The sequence below is a fragment of the Bacillus sp. FAU20 genome, assembly GCF_056033865.1.
Genome location: NZ_JBVYHY010000026.1, coordinates 276513 through 297558, shown reverse-complemented (window position 1 = coordinate 297558; position 21046 = coordinate 276513). Strand labels below are relative to the sequence as shown.

Annotated in this window: 26 protein-coding genes, 2 pseudogenes and 1 other annotated feature; of the genes and pseudogenes, 4 read left to right on the top strand and 24 right to left on the bottom strand. The window is 33.6% G+C overall.

Features of this window, described 5'->3' with window-relative positions; genetic code table 11:
• Positions 1-318: 318 nt before the first annotated feature.
• From AC0OM3_RS23465 to AC0OM3_RS23425, 9 genes and pseudogenes are all read right to left on the bottom strand, one after another.
• Positions 319-804 (bottom strand): annotated as a pseudogene (locus tag AC0OM3_RS23465) (methyltransferase); the annotation flags it as partial.
• A gap of 116 nt (positions 805-920) precedes the next feature.
• Positions 921-1139: a hypothetical protein gene (locus AC0OM3_RS23460; RefSeq protein ID WP_000498604.1), complete on the bottom strand. Its 219-nt coding sequence runs from the start codon at positions 1137-1139 to the stop codon at positions 921-923.
• A gap of 29 nt (positions 1140-1168) precedes the next feature.
• Complete coding sequence (locus AC0OM3_RS23455; protein WP_000621477.1) at positions 1169-1498, bottom strand: DUF2085 domain-containing protein; 330 nt, start codon at positions 1496-1498, stop codon at positions 1169-1171.
• A 112-nt stretch (positions 1499-1610) separates the two neighbouring features.
• Complete coding sequence (gene argS / locus AC0OM3_RS23450) at positions 1611-3299, bottom strand: arginine--tRNA ligase (RefSeq protein WP_474213120.1); 1689 nt, start codon at positions 3297-3299, stop codon at positions 1611-1613.
• Between the two features lie 45 nt (positions 3300-3344).
• Positions 3345-3559 (bottom strand) — a binding site (T-box leader).
• Between the two features lie 40 nt (positions 3560-3599).
• Entirely contained in the window at positions 3600-4376 is a 777-nt protein-coding gene (locus tag AC0OM3_RS23445; protein WP_000637452.1) for a class I SAM-dependent methyltransferase, read from the bottom strand.
• A gap of 49 nt (positions 4377-4425) precedes the next feature.
• Entirely contained in the window at positions 4426-4860 is a 435-nt protein-coding gene (locus AC0OM3_RS23440; RefSeq protein ID WP_000063706.1) for a BrxA/BrxB family bacilliredoxin, read from the bottom strand.
• Between the two features lie 83 nt (positions 4861-4943).
• Positions 4944-5327: a thiol-disulfide oxidoreductase DCC family protein gene (locus tag AC0OM3_RS23435; protein ID WP_089148431.1), complete on the bottom strand. Its 384-nt coding sequence runs from the start codon at positions 5325-5327 to the stop codon at positions 4944-4946.
• A gap of 3 nt (positions 5328-5330) precedes the next feature.
• Positions 5331-6458 carry a conserved virulence factor C family protein gene (locus AC0OM3_RS23430; RefSeq protein WP_000692564.1) on the bottom strand — a complete coding sequence of 376 codons (1128 nt, stop codon included), beginning with the start codon at positions 6456-6458 and terminating at the stop codon, positions 5331-5333.
• A 281-nt stretch (positions 6459-6739) separates the two neighbouring features.
• A pseudogene (locus AC0OM3_RS23425) lies at positions 6740-6814 on the bottom strand (transposase); the annotation flags it as partial.
• Between the two features lie 139 nt (positions 6815-6953).
• Between AC0OM3_RS23425 and AC0OM3_RS23420 the strand changes: the two are divergent.
• Positions 6954-7283 (top strand): hypothetical protein, encoded by a 330-nt coding sequence (locus AC0OM3_RS23420; protein ID WP_000566284.1) that lies wholly within the window; start codon positions 6954-6956, stop codon positions 7281-7283.
• Between the two features lie 271 nt (positions 7284-7554).
• Here AC0OM3_RS23420 and AC0OM3_RS23415 read toward each other — a convergent pair whose 3' ends face one another.
• From AC0OM3_RS23415 to AC0OM3_RS23395, 5 genes are all read right to left on the bottom strand, one after another.
• On the bottom strand, positions 7555-7890 hold the full coding sequence (locus AC0OM3_RS23415) for a single-stranded DNA-binding protein (RefSeq protein ID WP_000982014.1): 336 nt from the start codon (positions 7888-7890) through the stop codon (positions 7555-7557).
• 161 nt (positions 7891-8051) lie between these two features.
• A complete protein-coding gene (locus AC0OM3_RS23410; RefSeq protein WP_000975138.1) occupies positions 8052-8306 on the bottom strand; it encodes a DUF4318 domain-containing protein in 255 nt (84 codons plus the stop codon).
• Positions 8307-8411: 105 nt separating this feature from the next.
• The gene (locus AC0OM3_RS23405; protein WP_001260655.1) at positions 8412-9143 is read right to left on the bottom strand and encodes a Bax inhibitor-1/YccA family protein; all 732 of its coding nucleotides are present in this window, start codon (positions 9141-9143) and stop codon (positions 8412-8414) included.
• Between the two features lie 75 nt (positions 9144-9218).
• A complete protein-coding gene (locus AC0OM3_RS23400; protein ID WP_474213119.1) occupies positions 9219-11114 on the bottom strand; it encodes an ABC-F family ATP-binding cassette domain-containing protein in 1896 nt (631 codons plus the stop codon).
• Positions 11111-11758, bottom strand: coding sequence for an HD domain-containing protein (locus AC0OM3_RS23395; protein WP_474213118.1), 648 nt, complete (start codon positions 11756-11758; stop codon positions 11111-11113). The genes AC0OM3_RS23400 and AC0OM3_RS23395 overlap by 4 nt, the downstream gene beginning before the upstream one ends.
• A gap of 109 nt (positions 11759-11867) precedes the next feature.
• Here AC0OM3_RS23395 and AC0OM3_RS23390 point away from each other — a divergent pair, with 109 nt between their 5' ends.
• The gene (locus AC0OM3_RS23390; RefSeq protein WP_474213117.1) at positions 11868-12695 is read left to right on the top strand and encodes a hypothetical protein; all 828 of its coding nucleotides are present in this window, start codon (positions 11868-11870) and stop codon (positions 12693-12695) included.
• Between the two features lie 319 nt (positions 12696-13014).
• On the opposite strand, the gene AC0OM3_RS23385 is transcribed toward AC0OM3_RS23390, so the two are convergent.
• Together AC0OM3_RS23385 and AC0OM3_RS23380 are read right to left on the bottom strand one after the other, a co-directional pair.
• Positions 13015-13140: a hypothetical protein gene (locus AC0OM3_RS23385; protein ID WP_000709202.1), complete on the bottom strand. Its 126-nt coding sequence runs from the start codon at positions 13138-13140 to the stop codon at positions 13015-13017.
• On the bottom strand, positions 13137-14210 hold the full coding sequence (locus AC0OM3_RS23380) for a response regulator aspartate phosphatase (protein WP_474213116.1): 1074 nt from the start codon (positions 14208-14210) through the stop codon (positions 13137-13139). The genes AC0OM3_RS23385 and AC0OM3_RS23380 overlap by 4 nt, the downstream gene beginning before the upstream one ends.
• Positions 14211-14476: 266 nt before the next feature.
• Between AC0OM3_RS23380 and AC0OM3_RS23375 the strand changes: the two genes are divergently transcribed.
• On the top strand, positions 14477-14728 hold the full coding sequence (locus AC0OM3_RS23375) for a YolD-like family protein (protein WP_016098449.1): 252 nt from the start codon (positions 14477-14479) through the stop codon (positions 14726-14728).
• 258 nt (positions 14729-14986) lie between these two features.
• Here the strand turns inward: AC0OM3_RS23375 and AC0OM3_RS23370 are convergent, their stop codons facing one another.
• The 3 genes from AC0OM3_RS23370 to AC0OM3_RS23360 all read right to left on the bottom strand — a co-directional run bounded on the left by AC0OM3_RS23370 (position 14987) and on the right by AC0OM3_RS23360 (position 16340).
• A complete protein-coding gene (locus AC0OM3_RS23370) occupies positions 14987-15583 on the bottom strand; it encodes an HNH endonuclease (protein ID WP_474213115.1) in 597 nt (198 codons plus the stop codon).
• A gap of 105 nt (positions 15584-15688) precedes the next feature.
• On the bottom strand, positions 15689-16006 hold the full coding sequence (locus AC0OM3_RS23365; protein WP_089148427.1) for a restriction endonuclease: 318 nt from the start codon (positions 16004-16006) through the stop codon (positions 15689-15691).
• A 46-nt stretch (positions 16007-16052) separates the two neighbouring features.
• Positions 16053-16340: a nucleoside triphosphate pyrophosphohydrolase family protein gene (locus AC0OM3_RS23360; protein WP_002025705.1), complete on the bottom strand. Its 288-nt coding sequence runs from the start codon at positions 16338-16340 to the stop codon at positions 16053-16055.
• A 119-nt stretch (positions 16341-16459) separates the two neighbouring features.
• Between AC0OM3_RS23360 and AC0OM3_RS23355 the strand changes: the two genes are divergently transcribed.
• Positions 16460-17098: an HNH endonuclease gene (locus tag AC0OM3_RS23355; protein ID WP_474213114.1), complete on the top strand. Its 639-nt coding sequence runs from the start codon at positions 16460-16462 to the stop codon at positions 17096-17098.
• 91 nt (positions 17099-17189) lie between these two features.
• Here AC0OM3_RS23355 and AC0OM3_RS23350 read toward each other — a convergent pair whose 3' ends face one another.
• From AC0OM3_RS23350 to AC0OM3_RS23330, 5 genes are all read right to left on the bottom strand, one after another.
• Positions 17190-17438 (bottom strand): hypothetical protein, encoded by a 249-nt coding sequence (locus AC0OM3_RS23350; protein ID WP_001008602.1) that lies wholly within the window; start codon positions 17436-17438, stop codon positions 17190-17192.
• 31 nt (positions 17439-17469) lie between these two features.
• Positions 17470-17745 (bottom strand): hypothetical protein, encoded by a 276-nt coding sequence (locus tag AC0OM3_RS23345; protein WP_225989081.1) that lies wholly within the window; start codon positions 17743-17745, stop codon positions 17470-17472.
• Positions 17746-17931: 186 nt separating this feature from the next.
• Positions 17932-18207 (bottom strand): stage V sporulation protein S, encoded by a 276-nt coding sequence (locus AC0OM3_RS23340; RefSeq protein ID WP_000427801.1) that lies wholly within the window; start codon positions 18205-18207, stop codon positions 17932-17934.
• Positions 18208-18708: 501 nt separating this feature from the next.
• On the bottom strand, positions 18709-18927 hold the full coding sequence (locus AC0OM3_RS23335; protein WP_000893485.1) for a hypothetical protein: 219 nt from the start codon (positions 18925-18927) through the stop codon (positions 18709-18711).
• Positions 18928-18967: 40 nt separating this feature from the next.
• A complete protein-coding gene (locus AC0OM3_RS23330; RefSeq protein WP_001238694.1) occupies positions 18968-20569 on the bottom strand; it encodes an esterase/lipase family protein in 1602 nt (533 codons plus the stop codon).
• Between the last annotated feature and the right edge of the window lie 477 nt (positions 20570-21046).

Here is a 21046-nt window from a genome sequence, read left to right as displayed (position 1 = left end):
TATGTATTCAACTAAAATCTCTTATAATGGATCGTATTAATTAATATTATTCAAATTTATAACAAAATATAGTAAAAATGATTGTTTTTCTCCGTATTTTGTTTAATTATATGGAATAACGTAACATGCAATTTTAATCTTGTAGAAGCTGAAATTAGTACATAAAATTATCTCGGCGATAATTCAAATATATCAGCGATTCTTTCATTTTATCGGCGATTTTCAAATTATATCGACCGATTCTTAACATTTATCAGCGATTATATGTCGAATATCGACTTATCGACATTAAACGACAATCCTTATACATCATACCTTTTAACAAACTATGTCACCAAATTTAATTTTCATATTGGGAGCGTATACAAAAGAAGAATACACATGAAATATTTTAAAAAATCGTAGTTCAGCTTCATATTGAGCTAGCGCATTATCATATATTAATCCTCTGGCTATTAAACGTTCTACAAATTGTTGCTTATCACCCGGATCACCTGCAATCCCCTCTTCTTTTAATGATTGATACAAATCGTTTTTATCATTGTGATGCATATTTAAATCTAAAAAGTTCACTTTATCGCTTACTCTACATTCAATATTTTTCACACCTAATTCACTTAAATATATCGGTATTTTCATGCCTATATTGCCATCTTTACCATTTCTTTGCGTATCACTTTCAAATAATTTCTGCAAAACACCTAGCTGAATAAATTCCGATTGTTTCTCCCCATCTAGTAAATAAGAAGCCATATTAGAAATCCAATGTGGTTCAAAACAGATTATTTTCCCGCCTCCTTTTATATACAAAACTAAAGTTCTCTATATAATAGCCGTATTCCTACACTTTTCTTAAAATTTCAAAGCAAAAAGCTAGTGTATTATTAAAAATACACTAGCTTTTTATTTGGAAGAAAAATTTAACAAGTACAATCACAATCAAAACAATCCGTACAGTCTAAATCGTCACAATCTGCTTTTCTCTTTCTTTTGTTTCTTTTAAGATAATAATACAGTAGCCCAAACAATAGTATACAAATAACAAAAGCTATTATTGCTTCTGTATACTTATTTTGAGTCATAAAACCAATTCCACTTCCGCCTGAAATAAAAATTAGAATTAAATAAATCCAGAACATCTATGTAAATACCTCCATTACTATATATCTTAAGATAATATCCATATAACAGTAGATGAAATGAATAATCCCATACCATTACCGCTTAATACACCAGTAGTTATTCTTAGCAAATTTGAGCTACTTCTCCATTTCCACTTTTGGGTGAACCCATCGATAAGTAACGGAATTTGAGCGAAAAATGATAGTATGATTGCCAAAAGAAATGAAGGTGTCATATAAAAATAAATTGGAAACATTAAAATACCAATAAGCATGCCTGTACAACGCGCACATAAAGGTATGTACTTTTGTAGTTTAAAAAAACTCCTATCTAATCTTCTATGACAAGGAATTTGTAAAATAAAAGTTCGAATCAATATGAATCACCCTCTCTAAAAAGATTTTAATTGATTTTGCAAAAAAAATATATATCCAATAAAAAAACAAACCAGGTTTATACTAGACCCAGTTTGTCAGTTAACTACTATGTTACATTTCCTCAGGTGCCTCCACCCCAAGTAAACGTAATCCTTCTTTTAATACAACCGTCACAGCATAAACCAATGCGAGTCTGCTGTCTTTTTCTTTTCTCTCTTCTAATATACGAACATTACCGTAATATTTATTGAATGATTGTGCTACATCTAATATATATTTCGAAATAAACGATGGCTCATTTTTATTGAAAGCTGCTTCAATTATTTGCGGGAATTTATTTAGTAATTTTACGACACTCCAGCTATGATCGTCTTTTAAAGCAAATGTACATGTTTCAAATTCTACACTTTCTTTTCTTAAAATAGAACAAGCACGTGCATGTGTGTACTGTACGTACGGGCCTGTTTCTCCTTCAAATTTCAGCATGTTTTCTAATGAGAATTCAATATTGTGCATACGCTCATTTTTTAAATCGTGGAAGATGACTGCACCAACACCGACTTGCTTTGCTACTACTTCTTTTTGTTTTAAGTTTGGATTTTTCTCTTCAATATTTTGTTTTGCAAGTTCGATTGCTTCTTCGAGTACTTCTTCAAGTAAAATAACTCTTCCTTTACGTGTCGACATTTTCTTACCATCTTTTAAAATGAAGCCAAACGGTACGTGTTCCATACCATCAACCCAAGTATAGCCAAGTTTTTTTAATACGGTGAAAAATTGATTGAAATGTAAGCTTTGTTCTGGACCAACAACATATAGCGCTTTATCAAACCCATAAGTGTTTTGACGATATAAAGCTGCCGTTAAGTCACGCGTTGCATAAATCGTCGCACCATCTGATTTTCTAATTAAGCAAGGCGGCATTCCTTCTTCTTCTAAATTAACGACTAATGCACCTTCTGATTCTTCAAGCAACTCATGTTCTTCTAAAATCCCAATAAAATCTTCCATTAAATTATTATAAAATGCTTCTCCCTGAAAATTAGTAAATTCTACGCCGAGAAGTTCATAAATGCGAGAAAATTCTTTAAGGGACTCATGACGGAACCAATTCCAAAGTTCTACCGCTTCTTCATCACCTTCTTCTAGTTTCTTAAACCAAGCACGTCCTTCTTCTTCTAGTTCTTCGTCGTCTTTTACCTCTTCATGGAATTGGACATATAACTTAAATAGCTCACGTATTGGATCTTCTTTAACTACTGCTTCATTTCCCCATTTTTTATAAGCCGTAATTAACTTTCCAAACTGTGTTCCCCAATCTCCTATATAATTAATCCCTACAACTTCATAGCCACATTTTTCAGCGATTTGTTTCAGCGAATTTCCTATCATTGTAGAACGTAAATGCCCCATCGAAAAAGGTTTCGCGATATTAGGAGAGGAATAATCAATTACTACTGTTTTTTCACAGCCAAAGTGGTTTTGACCGAACTCTTCTTTCTCCGCTAAAACTGTTTTTAATACTGCATCACTTACAGTTTCACGATTGAAAAATAAATTTACATAAGGACCAACGGCTTCTACTTTCGTAAAAAACGGATCATTGAATTTCTCAGCAACTTCCTTTGCGATAAGAGCTGGTGCTTTTTTATATTGCTTCGCTAATGAAAAGCATGGGAACGCTGCATCTCCAAATTCATCTTGTTTCGGTGTTTCAATTAAATCTAAAATTTGTTTTTGCGTTAATTCATTCGTGAAAATATTAGATAAACTTTCCGCAAACTGCATTTTATAATCCATGATACAACCTCCTTATTTTTTAAAACACAAAAAACTCGTCTCTAAAAAAGAGACGAGTTTTAACCCGTGGTACCACCCTTGTTGTTCGTTACGAACCACTTTCCCGTTTATAACGAGGACAGGGGGCCTCGGCTTTCTCTACTATTCGTTCAAGAAGCATCTCCGAAGTGCGCTTCATCTTTTTCTTCCGTACTAGGCTCACACCATCCCTAGCTCGCTTTCCTTCTAAAAAAGACTACTCTCTTCATCACAGACAGTATATTTAATTAATTATTGCTTATTATACATCTTTTCAAACAATTAACAAGGGTCAATTACACCAAAGTGAAACTTAGCACTTTTTCTTTTGTATACATGAAAATTGTGTTTTTCAAATCTAGAACTACGAAAATGATCTTTTAAAACGACACGTTTTCTCGCCACTCGTTTTGCCTCCGCAATTGTTTCGTCAGTAATATCATGATACAAAGCGAAGTGTTTTAATCCTTTAATTCCATCGGATTCTATGACAGTTTCTTCAAACATCGGATCAAGGTAAACGACATCGTAACTATTGTCTTCACATTGCGCTAAAAATGAAAAATGCTCCGTTTGCTTTACTTGAATTCTTTGCATTGCTTCATCAATTTCAGAAACGGATGAAGACCATGTTTTCAAACCATTTTCCATAATATAAGCCATATACTCATTGCCTTCAAGTCCTGTTACTTTTCCGCTTTCACCAACAACATAACTAGCTACAATACTATCTGATGCCATCCCGAGCGTACAATCTAACACTGTCATTCCTCTCTCTAATTGCGTGGCTTGTACAAACGGATCGTGTTCTCCACGCATTAACCTTTTCACACGAAACATCGCTGAGTTCGGATGAAAGAAAAACGATTCTTCCGTACCTTTCGGATAAATAGCTAATCGGTTCTTCCCTACGACAAGCACATCTTGTTGATACTGCTCATGTAATTTATGCACTGGTATGTCATTACGTTTAACGAATGAACGATTTAATTCTGCGGCTACCTGCTTTGCATAATCTGTCATTTCTTTATTCGTTCTTCCTGCTGTTGTTACGATCATTGTTTCACCTCTATATAAAGAAAAGAGGGAGATTTACTCTCCCCCTTCTTTAGCAATTCTTTTCGAAAGCTTGTTCTAAGTTCGTAATAATTTCGTCCATAGTTGCACCTTCAATTTCATGACGGTGAATGAAGTGAACAACTTCTTTTCCTTTTAATAATGCCATAGATGGTGAAGATGGAGGAATTTCTCCGAAGTATTCACGCATTTTTGCAGTAGCATCTTTATCTTGACCTGCGAATACAGTTACAAGATGATCAGGTTGTTTTTCAGCACGAACAACCGCTTGACCTGCTGATGGACGTGCTAAACCAGCTGCACAACCACAAACAGAGTTTACAACTACTAAAGTTGTACCTGATGTATTTTCCATAAATTCTGTTACAGCTTCTTCTGTAGTTAACTCTTCAAACCCAGAACGCACTAACTCTTGGCGCATTGGGATTACCATTTGGCGCATGTATTCTTCATAAGCATTTGACATCTTGTAATCTCTCCTTCAACTTTCATTCCAAATTCATCATATCACGCTCTATTAATAGGTGCAAAAGAAAGATAACGATGATTTCATTTTTTTGTAGGGATTTCACAAACCCCACCGCGGCAATGCCCCACTGGAACAAGTTTTCTATTATTAGCGATATAATCGTATACTTTACTTCCAAAACCAAGTACGATAGATAGCTTTATAAAAGGAACGGCAAACCAATAAGATGGAACGGCCTTTGCTAATACATCTATGCTCTGAATACCGTCATACCACTTATTATGTTTTAAAATATACAATCTTTGTTCCATCTTGCTTTGTAGTTCTTGAGAAAGTTCATACTTCTCAACTACATTTTCATCTCGAAATGAAACAAATTCCATCTTACCCTTTTTATCTAATTTTTTCGTACGTTCTGCAACGGCCGCACACATCGGACACCAACTATCATAGAAAACAATCATATATTATTCCCCTTTACGAGACTCCGTCATTTGTTTCCATACAGAACCTTTTGCTTCTTCTCCGCCTTCAATACGCTCTAATGCTAGACGTGCTTGCATGGCTACTTCAAACTCTGGATCATCTTGCGCTGCTTTTAATGCTGGAATCGCACTTTCATCTCCAAGTTCAAATAAGAACATAGCTGCACGCCAGCGTACTAATTTACTTGGATCTTTCAGAGATTTAATCATAACGAACATCGCTGCCGGATCACCTACATCTGATAAACAATCTCCTGCAGTACGACGAACACTTACAGAGCGATCTAATAAAGCTTTATATAATAACGGTAATACTTCATCACCTTTTACCATACCTAAATACGCTGTTGCTAAACGACGAATTGAAACTTTTTCATCATCTAACGCCATCTTCAACACTGGAATATCTTCTTCAGTAGGATCCATTTGTTCTAATGCTGCAAAACGGTTTTTCCAGTCAGAATCTTTCATCATCTCTTCTGTTACTTTATATGGCTCACGCTTTTGAATCGTTACTTCAACAGCACCTGCTTGATTTAATAATTCTTTAACCGTTTCATTTACACGTTCTTCTGAATAAGCAGCAACAATCTCTTCTACTACTTCTTTCCCGATTTCTTCAAAGTTACCGTAACGTGTACTTTGTTCTACCCATTTACGCTCTTTTACAACGTTTGGTGCAGACATTTGCACTTTCATAATTGATTCTTTAAAACGATCTGGTAAACCAACACGTTCTTCCGTCGTTCCATCTGTTAACTTTACTTGCATTGGAATTGTAAAGAACATTTGAACAAACACTTTCACTTCTCCAAAATGAGCAAGTTGTTGTTCTTCACTTTCTTCCAATACTTCTTCGCCGAAAACAGCACGAACTTGTTGTAATAAAACTTTCCAGTCATACTTCGCATTTCGCTCCACTGCTAAAAAGTCGGCTACATGATATACACCTTTAATGCCTTCAATTTTCAAAATTTCTTGCACTTGCATTGGTGCTTGTTCTTTATTTTCATTTGTATAATTATTACGCGCTCCTGATGGTAATACTTCATTCAAAATAACTTTCATTGTATTTGGACTTGGCGTCGGTTCAATTGCTTTAATCTTCACGTAAAAAACTCTCCTTTATTGCATGTTCTTAGCTGTATTGTAACATGTTATCACTCTATACTCCTACTCGGATGCTTAATTTTACTACTTTCTTCCCGCTACCATACTATTTCATTCTTTTTACATTTTAAATTAGGAACGGGATTTTAAAAGCTTTCGTTTCCGATGATTTTTACTTTTTATCCATTTCTTGAGGCATCGCCATTATTTTTGAAAAAAACACGCTAAGCAAAAAATATAATAAGCTATCCATATGGATAGCTTATTTACATATTTTTCGTTCTCGGAAGTTGATCTTGTAGCGCTCTTTCTCGTAATTCACTATGTTTTCCAAAGAAAATAGTGAAAGACAAGGCGATGAATACATTTGCAAAATGACAAAACTGTAAGAATACACGAATGTTTGTAAGAAAGTTCGATGTTTTCCTTTTTCTTTTTTTATTATAGTGAAAAAGAAGAACGAAATATTCTCTTATGTAGGAAAGGAAGATAATAATGATTGATTTATTAAATAAATGGATGTTAGAAAGTACAGGCAATTTCAATATCGTTGTAGGACTTACAGCACTTCTATTTTTGGGTTCAGTAATTGCACTTATTATTATTTACAAAAAAATTGGTAAACCAGATGAAAGAACAAATCCTATTTATTTAAAAATTATTTCTTGTATGTTTACTACTCAAATTCTAATGAATTGCATATTTATCTCTTTAGTTGGTAAAGATATTGAGAATTTCCGTCAAATCTTTATATTATTTGAAACCTTTGTATTCTTCGTTGGAGCTATTTATTCGTTTAAATTATATAGACAAGAATTTAAATAATTTACTTGCAAGAAACAATAAAAAAGGGGATTCCTTACTCTCAGAAAGGATCCTTTTTTTATTTTCTATCACTCGATTCATCTTTTTATACATTCCTATCCTGTGATGGGTTTTACGATTCTCGTTTGTTACTGGATTAGCCAAAAAACGTTATAAAATTTTATATACTCTTCACTTGTTTTTTCAAAAAAGCTGGCGGTACTCCTTCTTTAAGTTTATTAAAATACTTTCCACAATTTTTTCCGAAGCTATTACTTAAAATCACCTTTTATTACGATGCCCCCTCCCGCCTTCTCTCCAAAAAGGTAATACTCTCAATCACAACTTCAGTTCTATATATTCTCTTGCCTTGTTCATCATCGTAATTACTAGTCTGAATACGCCCTGTAATCCCAACGAGCGACCCCTTCTTACAATATTCAGCTACATTCTCAGCCGATTTGCGCCAAACGACACAATTAATAAAATCGACTTGTTGTTCACCTAAACTATTTCGAAATCCTCTATTCACCGCAACACATATTCGTGCATAAGCGACGCCTTGTTTTGTGTAGTATAATTCTGGCTCCTTTGTCAATCTACCGATTAATACAACTCGATTCATCATAAGTTATACCACCTCACATGTTTTTCTTCATTGTAAGGAGAAATGTTTGAATGGTAAAAAGCACAAAATGACATATCCATAAGTAAAAAGTATTATTTTAGACCTTACAAAACAAAAAAAGAAACCATACATAGTTCAAACATGTATGGTTTCAAAATTTATTACACTTCAGTACAAGATATGTAATATCCTCCGCGAGCCATCTTTATTTCAGCACGGTACATTGCATTTTCTAAGTAGAAAGTAATCGGTTTAACTTTACTCTCAAATTTTAGTCTTTCATTGCATTCAGTTGCATATCCTTCAATCGCTGAAGTAATAACTTTTGATGATGGATACGTTAAAGCTTCATCTAGTTCTATGAAAAAACTTTTAGAAAATAGTTTTTTCATAATCCCCTTCTTCTCTTTCATCATATTCCATCTCCTTCACTTCAAGTTGCTATCATCCATATTATACCATACATTCAATATATCTTTGAAAATAAAAAAATCCTGCATTTTTCATGCAGGATTTTTTTATTAGTCATTTTTCGTAAAGTAAGAAACGAAACGAAGAATTTCTAAGTATAACCATACTAATGTAAGCATTAGTCCCATCGCAGTATACCACTCCATATATTTCGGAGCTTGACTACGTACACCATTTTCGATTAAATCGAAATCTAGTAATAAGTTTAATGCAGCAACTACAATTACAACTGCACTAATAATAATACCGATTGTACCACCTTGGTGAATGTATGGAACAGTTACACCAAACATATTTAGTAGGAATACGACTAAATACATAACCATAATTCCAAGTGTTGCTGCCATAACGCCTGTACGGAATTTATCCGTTACTTTTACTACGCGTGTTGCATATAACACTAACATTGCAAATAGAATTGAGATTGTTAGTAATACAGCATTTAAAACGATAGAATCGCCAAATTTCATTGTATAAACTGCTGAAATACTTCCTAACACAACCCCTTCTACCGCTGCATAGATTGGTGCACCAAAAGGTGAAATACGCGGGAAGAACATAGACGCGAATGCGATGATTGCCGCAACGATTAAAGCACCAATTAATACTGGCATCTTCATCGTCCCCTGCATCATCTGTATGTATGAATAGACAGACGTTGCAAGTAGCAAGATAAGCATAATAAACGTTTTGCCTACTGTTCCGCCAATCGTCATCGCAGAAGCGCTTGCTCCCTCTTTACGGAATGCCTCTTTTTTCAACATTGGATTAGATGTTCTCATTTTTTCCCTCCTAAAATAGGTTCTACCAATAGTGTAAAGTTTTTCTCTTTACTTTTCAATATATGCAGCTTGTTTTTATTTTAATCCTTCAACGATGTCTGATAGTTCACTCCATCTTTCCATCTTTTTTTCTAGCTCTTCTTCTGTTTTCTGCTGTGCTTCAGATAATTCTTGTGCCTTTGTGAAGTCAGATCCAACTTTCGCAAGTTCTTCTCCAATTGACTCAATTTTCTCTTCAAGTTCGGCAATTGTATCTTCAATCGTTTCCCATTCACGCTGTTCATTGTATGAAAGTTTACGTTTACGTTGTTGTTTTGGAGCTTCTTCTACAACTTTTTTCTCTTTTTGAACTTCCGCTTTCTCCATAAGTTCTCTCGTTTTTTTCATTTCTAAATAATCTGTATAACTACCTAAAAACTCACGCACTTCGCCTCCACCAGTAAAGATGAACAGTTCATCTACTACTTTATCTAAGAAGTAACGGTCATGCGATACAGTTAAAACGACACCTGGGAAATCTTCTAAATAATCTTCTAGTACTGTTAATGTTTGTGTATCTAGATCGTTCGTAGGTTCATCAAGTAAAAGTACGTTTGGTTCTCCCATTAAAATACGTAATAAATATAAACGTCTTCTTTCACCACCAGATAGTTTACCAAGTGGTGTACCATGTGAATGCGTCGGGAATAAGAAACGTTCTAACATTTGAGATGCACCAATTACTTTTCCATCTGTCGTATGAATAACTTCTGCAATCTCTTTAATGTATTCAATCATACGCTGATTTAAATTCATCTCTTCATTTTCTTGCGTATAATAAGCAACTTTTACAGTTTGTCCTACTTCAACTTCACCACTATCAGGAGATAACTTACCTGCAAGCATATTTAATAGGGAAGATTTCCCGCTTCCATTCGCCCCAATAATTCCGATACGATCACCCGGTTTCACAATATGATTAAAATTATGTAATACCGTCTTATCGCCAAATTTTTTCGTTACATCTTTTAACTCAAGTACTTTCTTTCCTAGACGACTTCCGCTTAGTGCAATATCAACTGACTGTTTTGCAGCTGGTCCTTCTTGTGCCTTTAGCTCATCAAAACGCTGAATACGCGCCTTTTGTTTCGTAGAACGGGCTTTTGCACCACGACGAATCCAAGCAAGTTCACGACGATATAAATTTTGGCGTTTCGATTCTTGTGCCAATTCTTGCTCTTCACGAAGTGCTTTCGCTTCTAAAAATGTACTATAGTTTCCTTCGTAGCTATATAATTTACCATTATCTAATTCAAAAATACGATTCGTCACACGATCTAAGAAATAACGATCATGGGTTACAAGTAATACCGAACCTGTATATCTCGCTAAATATTCTTCTAACCATTCAACTGTCTCATGGTCAAGATGGTTCGTAGGCTCGTCTAAAATTAATAAATCAGGTGTTTCAATAAAACATTGTGCCATTGCGATACGTTTTTTCTGTCCACCAGATAAGTTCCCAACAATTGCAGTGAAGTCCGTAATTCCTAATTTCGTTAAAAGAGATTTCGCATTTGCATTTGCTTCCCATGCACTCATTGCATCCATACGTTGCTGCACTGCAAATAATTGTTCCTGTACTTTTTCATTACTTGGATCTTTTTCAATATTTAATAGTGCTTTTTCATAATCACGAAGAAGACGAATTAAAGGTGTATCACCATGGAACACTTGCTCTAATACTGTCAGTTTTTCATCAAACTCTGGTTGCTGTGATAAATAACTAATTGTATACCCACGTGAATGCGTCATATCACCTGTATCAGGAGTTTCTAATCCTGCAATAATTTTTAATAATGTCGATTTACCAGTTCCGTTTACACCAATAATTCCGACACGTTGTCCTTCTGTAATACTACATGATAATCCATCAAATAACGGCTTTTCCCCATATGATTTTGATAAGTTCTCCACAGTTAACATTTTCATATTTGTGCATTCCACTCTTTCATAAATTGTTCAATAAACTGTTCCGTATAACGATGACGAATTTCAGCCTCTTGTTTTGCTGCATTCGTATTCATTAAATCTTTTAATTTCAAAAGTTTTTCATAAAAATGATTTAAAGATGGATCATTATTTTTTCTATATTCTTCTTTCGTCATTTCTTCACGCGGCGGAATAGTTGGGTCATACATTAATCTCCCTTTCGCCCCACCATATGCAAATGTACGAGCAATTCCTATTGCACCAAGAGCATCTAAACGATCCGCATCTTGAACAATTTTCCCTTCAAGTGACTCTACTGTGCCGCCATGGCCACCTTTATAAGACATATTGGCGATGATATGAAGAATATGTTTACTTTCCTCTTCTTCAACCCGTAGCTCTTCTAACCAATCAGAAACTTTTTTCATTCCTGCTTCTTCACTTTCATTTAGCTTTTCATCTGCCACATCGTGAAGTAATGCTGCCATTTCAATTATAAAACGATTTCCACCTTCTTGCTCAGATAAAGAAATCGCCATTTTATGTACACGTTCAATATGATACCAATCATGCCCACTCGCATCTTTTTCTAAAATATGTTTTACAAAAGTAATTGTTTTTTGAATTTTTTCTTGTTTTGTCATTTTATCTTCACCCAGTTACTTATTGTAACACGCCCGCATTTTTTCATCACATATTTTCTTGTCCGCCCATACACTAGGTGGTAGGCATCATCATGAAGGAGGAATAAACATGTTCTATAATAATCAACCGCCTTATCCAAGGCAACCATTGTATCCTCAACAACAAGAACAGAGATACACAGAACAATACGAAGAACAAGAGTTACAACAGCAAGAACCACAATATGACGAAAACCCATATGCAACAACGCAAAACCAAGAAACTGAATTTCAACAAAATCCATATGACGCACGTCCAAATTATGAATATCCTCAAAATCCATATGTAATACCACAAAACCAAGAACAACAATATCAACAAAATCCATATGCAGCACCACAAAACCAAGAACAACAATATCAACAAAATCCATATGCAGTACCACAAAACCAAGAACAACAATATCCTCAAAATCCATATGTAGCACCACAAAACCAAGAACAACAATATCCTCAAAATCCATATGCAGCACCACAAAACCCATACACAACTCAACCACAACAACCGCAATACCAACAACAAATGTATCAACCAAACTACGACGCACGTGTCTCACCACCTAAACCACCAACAATAGATCCAACTCAACCACAAATTTTACCGCCTGGACCAACACTAGACATTACACAACCACAAATATTGCCACCTGGACCAATTACTGAACCAACACAACAACAAATTCAACAAGTTGTCGGTACACAGTTTTTACCTTTCAAGAAACCCGTACTAGATTTCGTAAAACCATGGGTAGATTACGGTTTAAATGAAGCAAAACATACATCACACGAACACGCATTAACAGAAGTTGCTGCCATTATGTTTTTAGTTGGTAAAGGCTTCAATCCGACGATTGCACATTATATCGTTGAATCTTGGGAGAAGAATGAGCAGTTTTAGGGTTGTTTATTTGATAAAATATAAAAAACACAAAAGTGCCAAACCCCTTATACCACAAGGGTTTTGGCACTTTTTAATATCTAAAACAAATTTTATTGAAATAATTATTTTTATAGATTTTCATACTTTTTTATATAGTACGTGAACAAAATGTGAGCAAATATGTGAACATATACAGTACAAAATTACACCTTTGTATACACATTTTTAGAAACATCTTACGTTTATCAAACAATAACCAAAAGACGTACCTGCAACCTCATCATATAAATAATAGATATTAAAAAGAGGACACTATAAGCGCCCTCTTCCTTAGGTTTTAAATATGTTCTCCATGATCCATAAACACTTCAATTGCTTCGTTTTGTGGTATGTCTTTTACATTAGTAAGACCAAAAGTAAAAACAGCGGATAACATCATCATTAATAAGATTGCTTTTTTCATTTTAGCGCCCTTCTTTCTATGCTATTTTTGTCTGCATCTAAAGCGATGTGCAAATACTTGCTTGCTTTTCTGTGATTTTCTGAACCATAGAATATTTCACCTAAAAGAGAAGCATATTCTTTTACCCATTCATATAATTCTTCTTTTTCAAAATACGAAATACCTTCTATAACCACATTTTCTAATTCTTCTTGCGGTACATAGTTATGTACTGCTTTTAAAATTCGGAAATGATGACGATAACATAAGTCGCTAATCTTATAGCCATTCTCAATATATTCATTAGCGATATGACTATAACCTAACTTAAAATGTTCTCTTGCTAAAAGAAACATAGTTTTAGCGTTATTTTCTAATGAATCCTCTAAGTGTTTAATTGCTAACTCTGGCATGTTTTGACTTGCGTATAAAAGTCCTAAATTATGCTTAACTCGTTTAATAAGAAGTTCATCATTAGATTTTTGGAAGGTACCTAGTGCTGAAAGTAAATATTCCTCTGCACTTTCGAATTCATTTAGTCGAATGTGTGCCATTCCTAAAGTATTTAAGCATGCTGCAGTTTTTAATTCATACCCTGGACTAATTGAAAATACTTCATTCGCCTTTGTAGCAAATTGAACTGCTAAGATCGGTTTTAATACGTGATAGTAATGGACTGCAAGCCAATAATTAAATTCAGCTTTTTCAATTTCATCATGCATGTACTCTAAAAACGTTTCAGCTTTTTCAAATTGCATTCTTGCTTCACTATGGTTTGCTTTATTAATAGCGTAAATTGCTTTAAATAAATGATGATAGTACTCTAAAAATGTTTCTGTAGACTCTGGTAAAGGCTCGATTTTGTCCAGAATATCTTTTGTACTATCCATATCCCGAATTAGCAGTTTATACCGTGCATTCAATAAAGCGTAGTAGACTAATATTGTTTGGTCTTCCTTAATATTATTGATTTTATTTGCAATATCTTCTTTTATTTTCTGAGACTGTAATACACGTTGTGAAATCATAGCTTGATACCAGTCGTTTAATAATTTTGTGATTTCTTCTTTAGAAATAATGTCAACACTCATCTACTTCTACCCCCTTTTGTTAAATGTTATCATGACATGCTTGTTTGCATAAATAAGTTTTTGAATATTCTAACTTGAAAAAAATATTTTTGAATATTCATGTTAACAAAATGGTCCCTTTTCAAACCCCAAAAAAGAACACACGTTTGTTTGTAGTGGAGTTAAAAAAACAAAAGTGAGGTATTACATCATGGAATATAACGGCTTTCCTGTAGTATATTTAACCGTTTGCTTCAATACCGGAGCAATACGAGGAAATACATAGAATGTTTGAGGAACAATATAAAGTACCTAAACCTTTTTTAACACAAGATACTATGGAACGAATAGAAAGAGCGTTAATGCAATCTTTTCACGAGGAAGAAGAAATACATACCTCATACTATCGTGATGGAATGGTGCAAGACATGTACATAAATGTATTACATATTGAACCGATGACGAAAACTATATATTGTACAGATGCTTTTGGTTTGAATACTAAGTTTAAGTTTGATGAATTGGTGAATATAAATTAAAGAAGCCGCCCGACAGTACTGAAGTGCACCCCAATTGTTAGACACAGCCTAACAATTGGGGTGCACTTCACATATATAGGTGGCTTTTGTACGACAAAAAAGAGCTCTGCTATACAGCAGAGCAAAAGAAAAATATATAACCCTATAAAAATAATACAAATTATTGATACTTTCAAAAGACGAAATTTAAATTTCCATCACAATAATACCTATGTTTAAGTATGAAACATTCTACCTTCACTATAGCTATGAATATTCTTATTTTAGAATTCCATAGTATCCAAATAGCTCTTTGAGAGATACCTCAATACCGAACTTCTTCAAAGAATCTTTTCTTTGTTCAAAGAGAAGTTCTAAAACTTTTTTCTTCTCTTTGTCTCTTCCATAATGAATCAACCTATGACAGTTCGGACATATACTAACTATATTTCCAACAACATCTAAACTATTTTCAAAATCATGTTGCATTCTTAACGGTATTAGATGATGGGCCTCCATATAATTTTTTCGGCTGGCTTCCGATACAAATGTTTCATGTGTGTCATCTATTTCACATTTAAATTCTGCCTGTTTAATAGCTTGTTTAGCTTTTTTCGGATCACGAGGCCATACTTCCCTACCAGATTCCATTTTAGTTTTTTTTCGATTTTCCGGTTTCTCTTCTTCTGCAATCTTTACTTTACTAAAATCCGAATCAATATTAGCCTGATACATATCTTCCTCTTGCTCATCCTCAGAAAGAATAAAGCTCTCATTCAACGCTTTAATAATATTATCAATAGATTTATATTTTGCTAATTTAATTTCTAATTTTGTTGAATCAATATTAGTAAATCCTTGTGGTGTATGGTTCAATTTGTAGCCAAAGAAAGCTGCGAATTCGATTGCTTTAATGTTTACAGGTTTTAGGTCCTTAATAAAATAGATGTATTCCCAAGTTTCATCATTATCGTTTGTTTTCTAAATTTTTCTAGCCACATCTGGGTTATGAGTCTTAGCAAAAATTGTCCCGAAAAACTTAAATTCCCCTTTAGAATATGCTAAAATCCCGTCACCCTCTTTTAACTTTTCCCATCTATCAACATTTGAAGAACCAGGAGTTGCTCCCCACATACATACATTCTCATGTAATTCATTATCTTTAAGTTTAGTTACTGTATCGGCATCTAAATCTGCTAAACATGTAGAAATAGGATATGGTTTTTCAATAGTAGCTTCCAAATTTTTTATAGCACTATCATTACTTGCAGTAAAAAGATATAACATATTTAATTCCACCTTTTTTAAATTTCATTATATTTCTTTTTAGAGTCTCGAGATTTCTCTACTGGATATTTTTTATTATTTTTTCTATTTTGTTTATAATAATCTCTTCTAAATCAATATCCAATTGATCTGCCAACTCATCTTTCATGTCTTCTTTTTTTGTTTCTACAGCTTCCTCACTGCTTTTCCACTGAAAATTCTCCAACAACTCACTCGCCTCTAAAGAAAGAGAAATAGCTAAATCTTTAGGGTTGTGGAACTGCTTCCAGTTCCTATCGTCCCGAAATTTTAGGACTTTCTCTAAAATAGTTTGATTCATTTTTTGAATCCCCCAGTTACTTTTCATTGGTAAACTCTTCTATAATTACACATAACCATTTACTTCCATTGCAAAAAAATATGAATATATAAATGTAAAAGATTAAAATAAAAATAAGTACATATGTTTTATTAGGAGGTATATGTATGTCCAACAGCACTTCATGGTTAGATGAAATTATAGCAATATTAACCGAACTAGATGGAGCAGGAACACTGAATCAAATTAAAACAAAGGTTATGGAGCGTAATAAAATTGACTTGAATAGATACCAACACGAACAGTCTATAGCTGCAAGAATTAGAAAGACCATTTATCAACATTCAAGTGAATGTGATATTTACAAAGGTGAGCAAGATTTATTTTATGCTGTAAATGGTAAAGGAAATGGTTTGTGGGGGCTAAGAGATTACGATAATAATAGTAATTCTGATTTAATAGACGGCGAAGAAGCATTTGCTGAAGGTAGACAAATCCTTAAGGCACACCTATCCTACGAGCGCAACAGCAAAGTAATTAAATTGGCTAAGGAGCGATTTAAACAACTACATGGTGGGAAGCTGTTCTGTGAAGTTTGTGGTTTTGATTTTTATAAGGCATACGGGGAATTAGGAAAAGATTTCATTGAAGGTCATCACACTGTACCTGTATCAGAGCTTAAAGAGGGCTCTGTAACCAAAGTAGAGGATATTATAATGGTATGTGCTAATTGTCATAGGGTGCTGCATAGGAAGAAGCCCTGGCTGAGTAAAGAAGAACTGCAACTGTTATTAAATAAACTGTAAGATTTAAAAATAATAAGAGTCCTTTTATAAGCAAGGACTCTTTGGAATAATATTACTGGTTGGAGCAATTAGCTTTTGCTAGCTGCTCTTTTTATGGATTCACTACATAAACTTCTTCTGCCCACGATTCTCCTATTAAATAGTTATTGATGGAAAAGTAATCATTTCTAGGTACATTCAAAATCAATTCATTTATACGATTAATTGTGTGAGAATTATGATGTGTGATTTCTCCTAATTCCTTGTACTGCCTTACGCTTTTTTTCCATTTCACAATTACAACATTATTTTTTTGTAACTGTTTAAATTGCTCTTGTTTTTCAAAGTTTTCAAAATTCATATCAATTCCCCTTTGTATGAAAATGAAATTTCTATAATAAAACTTTATAAGCTTTATATATCCATTCTTCATCTTTGTCTTCTTCCACATAAAAGATTTCTATTTTTATTTCCATACCATTTTCCATTAAAACGTGCGCTTCATATTTCCCATCTACATAACTAGCACAATCAATATTGTCTGCTACTATTTCTCTCCATTTATCAGGTAAACTATCATAAAAACGTTCAATGGCCGCTACTAAAACTAAATCTTCTAAATGAGCAGTTTTAGGGTTGTTTATTTTTAAAAACATCAAAAATGCCAAATTCCTTATATCACAAAGGATTTGGCATTTTTAAGTATCTAGAACACGCGCTAAATTTAAGGAGAAATTAACAGACATGCGTCCGGTATAATGCCGTGTCCACACCCAAGAATCGGTTACATAAACTAACGTATCTAACCTGGGAAATCAATTGGCCTTTTTCCCTTATAGTAACACTCTCTTCTACTAAGACCTTTTCTTTCTAGGGCCTACAATTAATTTAATCGCTGTTCTTTCTTCATTATTGATAGAAATCTCTTGAAATGCTGGAACAAAAGCTAAGTCAATACCACTTGGAGCGACGAACCCTCTTGCAATCGCAATTGCTTTAATCGCTTGATTTATAGCTCCAGCCCCAATCGCTTGAATTTCCACATTACCACTTGTTCTTAGTACTCCTGCTATTGCACCTGCGACTGAATTTGGGCTTGATTTTGAAGATACCTTTAATATATTTTCCATGTAAGTTGCTCCTTCTATTATTTAATCTCTCTTTCGTTACAATTTTAAATATTTTAGCGTATCTTTAATTACTATTCACACCAAAAACAAATGATGCTTCATATGTACATTATTCTATATTTTCTGACTTCTTCCTGCTCAACTACGCAAATAAAAAATAAACTAAATAATCTAATATACATACAATTAAATATCATAACTTCACCAAATGATAACATCCATACAGCTAAAGGTAATATTGCTATTTTGTCAGACGAAATTAATATAGTAAAGTGAAATTTTAATGAGTGGGGGTTTAGTTCATCCCCCATCTAACTTCTTTGCTTTCCCTGAATTTTGAGGTGGGAGTCTTACTGCTCGGAAAATAGCGTGATAAACGTTTCCTTGTTACTTCAATCCATTTAGAAATTCCATTGATTTTTCTATCAAATTATGAAGCTTATCATCTTCAAAAGGTGTTACAGGTAATACCCAAATACTACATTTCATTATTTGACCGCTTTATATTCCAAATCTATTTCCTTTTATAGTACAAGCATACATGCCAATTGCAATTAATTTCCACATACTACTATATGGTTTTAATTTATTAAGAATCGGAGGTAATATTATTTCTTCACATTCAGATGCTATTTCAGCATCTTTTTTTATTGAATAACAGTTTTCTTCAACTTTTATTATCTCACCCCACATAAAAAAGTGCAGAATTCTTTCTAACACAAGATTTCTGCACTTTTTTATTATGCTTATTTATTCTTCCTTATTTCTCTACATAAACCGACTTAACAATCGTACGATTATATGGTTTTCCTTCTTTATTCATCCCTTTTATATCCATCGTAACGTTATATACTCCCGGTTGTTTTATATCTTTCAAAGCACCTGAAAATGTATTCGTATGAACATTTTGTAATTCATTAAATTCAGAGACTAACTTACCTTCTTTATTAACGACTCTTACTGTTATGGAAAGATCCCCTTTCATTTCAGGTGCTACAGGTGATTTTTTGAGTTTATACTCAAGTTTATTTACTTTAACTTTTGTAGGCATTCGAAGAACAAATGGTGCGTCATCCTTGTAATCGCTCACAACTAAATATGCATCTTTCGACTGCTTCGCCATCATTTTGATTTTCCATTCGCCTACTTCCAATTTATCAAACTTAAATGTTCTAATTGTCGCCCCATTAAAGAAAGATTCGCCTTCACCAGTAGTTATAGCGCTATCTTTATTTGCATAGATTTTTCCTTTTGGAGATACCATTTGTACTTCTACATCAGAAGAAGCAGTTAGTACAGAAACTATTCCTTCAGCCTTTTTATCAACAGAAATACTTTGCTCTATCCACTGATTTTGTGGTAATTCGCCTCCTAAAATATTTTGATTTGAAGTTGTATTTAATTGTTCTAGATTTTCATTTGAACTATTGCTGGGTGCTACTAAAGCTGGTAATCCCACATTTGTCGTACGTAAATATGGTTCAATTCGTGCAAAAACAGCTGATCCTTTTCTTATATTGTCATGATCAAATCTGGAATCTGTAAATAAATGTGTACCGTACGATAGCTTCGCACTCCATTCATTTACTAGTCCGTCATTTGAACCGTACGATGATAAATATAACCCGCCCATAGATAATGCAGAAAATGTTGGTCCCCAGCTAGTTCCAGTAGCCGTATAGTAACGGTTTAATTTAGCTGCTGGGTTGTTATCTATTATTGAACGAAACTTTGCCATTTCACCTATTTGTAACGAATACGTACCATCATCTTTTTGACCTAATATAGAAGCAAGCCACCCTGCCCACCAACTATATGACAAATCTGCTAAATTTGAGCCGTGATGCGGTGTAGCAAGTGTAATAACATTTCCAACAAATCGATTCGCATCATATTCAACTAATGCGGCTTGTGTATCAATACCACCTTTACTATGCGCTACAATATTAACTTTTTTACCGAAATGATTATATATCTCTTCAAGTTTTTGTGCTAACAATTTTCCATTATCCCACTGACTAGCCGAACCTTTCCCCGCTGCATCATACAATTGTATAAACACTGTTTGATAGCCTGCTTTTAAAGCATAATCATACATATCATTTATATCATGATATACTGTCTTTCCATACCAACTATCAGCATTACCATTTCTTCCTTGTACAAAGAGAATTGGCGGTTTATTCTCATCATAATTAGCTGGTTTTTGGCCTAAAAACCATTCTCCAGGTGTGAATACTTCTGTATCAGGAAACCCCTTTCCAAGCTCTTTTACAACTTCTGCCTGTACATTTGTGCTAATCGTTGGAGCCATGATAAAAAATACAATTAGTAAGGCCACACATCTTCTCATCAGTCGCATATTACTCCCCCTATTTTTTTGAAAGAAGGTGTTCTTTATAATATTTTATATTTTCCCTTCCTTAATAATAGCTAATCTTTTATTTTAAAAAGATGTTAGCCCTATTTTTAGAAGGTTACTAGTTGTATACCCTCTTCCTTAACTCTCGTTATTCTCTTTGTTTCTACCTCTTCCTTTTGATAGAATACGACAAAAAAGTTTCTCAATAATTGTTAACTTCGCTACACCCAGATATTTTTTAAATCATTATTGTTTATATAAAGCATACAAATCTTGAAAAAATTTTAGTGAAAAAATATTTTATTACTAGTTAGTTATTGAAAAATATAATAAAGATATGTACTTTCTTTTCATTAAATACAAACTAATTTTAAAGGAGCTTATATTATATGACTTTCCTACGATTAAAAATTAAACTGAAATTTCCGAATAGAAAATCATATTTCCAGAAACATATATTATGATAATTTCCGCGCA